The 1,462-nt window shown below is 59.5% G+C and carries 1 protein-coding gene; it reads right to left on the reverse strand.

Annotation, left to right across the window (positions count from 1 at the left end):
• Window positions 1-23: 23 nt before the first annotated feature.
• The gene (locus C4N9_RS21600) at window positions 24-1,385 is read right to left on the reverse strand and encodes an ISKra4 family transposase (RefSeq protein WP_109535413.1); all 1,362 of its coding nucleotides are present in this window, start codon (window positions 1,383-1,385) and stop codon (window positions 24-26) included.
• Between the last annotated feature and the right edge of the window lie 77 nt (window positions 1,386-1,462).

The raw sequence follows: 1,462 nt of genomic DNA on the forward strand, positions 1-1,462 counted from the left end.
CGGGAGTGGACAGAACATGGGGGTCATGCGGCGCGTTTTCTGTTTGCGACGGTCAGCCGACCATCGAGAACTGCGGCCCTTGTGACGGCTACTCGGTGAGCCCCTTTGGGCGACCACCGCATCCTTCTGCGCTTTCCCATACGGGCATTGGCAATGTCTTCGACTGATCCTTCGGCACGAGATGACGAGATGGGCAGCCCGCTACGGTACCGTCGGCCATAATCGACGAGGGATTCTATGTTGTTCGCGAGATAGGTGTACAGTGTCTCGCAGCGGGCCTGCACACGAGCGGCAGCGGTGCGGACAGCCAGGGGCTCTTCCGCAAGGCGGGTGCAATCGTGCATGAGCCCCTTCAGATAAGTTTCCGCGACCCGTGCTCTGCCATGCCAAAGCCACCAGCGGAGGCTTCTCGCGGGACGCTGGAACAGTACCGGAATTCCAGTGAATCCCGGTATCTGGACCAGACCCTGAACGGCGGCCTCGACATGTCGAATGCGCATCGAGATGTGCCACCAGTCGAGGATATGTTTCACCTGACCGTCGCCACCCACGGCATTCCGTATGAGGTTCGGGAGAGCAAGCTCGCCATCAGAGATTACCGTCAACAGACGGCCCGGCTTCCATCCATAGTCGGACAGCTCTTCTCGCATGCGGCTGCTTGGCGATGCCGTCGCATTGGCGACCAAGCCAAATCGTCGGCACATATTGCGACTTTCAATCTTACCGACCACAAGATCCAGGTGTCGCTGCTGATACTCCGGTCGACAGCGGATATGCGCACCGTCCAGAAAAACCGTCAAACCCCCTTTGGGAAGTGCTTCAGCGGGATCGCCTGATGCCCTTCGACTTTTCTCGAGCCCAGTGGCTACTCTTCCCAACCGGTCACGCACCGTGGTGTGATGGGGCGGATGGCAGGGGAGGAAGCTTTTCATCAGCCGCGCCGCTTCGCGAAAGGTATGCCGGGAACCAAGGTCCGCATGTAGCCGTTGCAGCTCCGGGGTAGCCCGGTCAGGAAAGAAATAGGCCAGCGGAGAAATAGGTCCACCGGGCATCGCCGCTGACCTGGCATCACACGAACAGCGGCGCATGCGCGCGGCTTTGACCCGAACCCGCCCAAAGAGCGTGTCGAGATCGCGCGTGCGATAGTCATGAATGGCACGAACCGAGGCGCAATCCGGGCATACGCGGCTTTCTCGAATGATCTCATCGACCTGATCGTAAAGGATTACCCTCTGGATCTGTTCGAGGATCCTTTTCCCATCCTCGAGGCGCAGCCCGATCCCGTCTGGGCAGGTCACCCGGTATGGTCGAGAAATGCCGTCAAGCTGATGAGTGCGCTTCTCCCCGTTGTCGAAGGTCGTTTCGATTGTAATCCGTACGTCCATGGCAGCCCCCCATACAAAGAGCTTACCTTAGCACAGGCCAGATCACCGACGACGACCCCCATGTTCTGTCCACTCCC

It is taken from the genome of Pararhodobacter marinus (genome assembly GCF_003122215.1).
Classification (GTDB): domain Bacteria; phylum Pseudomonadota; class Alphaproteobacteria; order Rhodobacterales; family Rhodobacteraceae; genus Pararhodobacter; species Pararhodobacter marinus.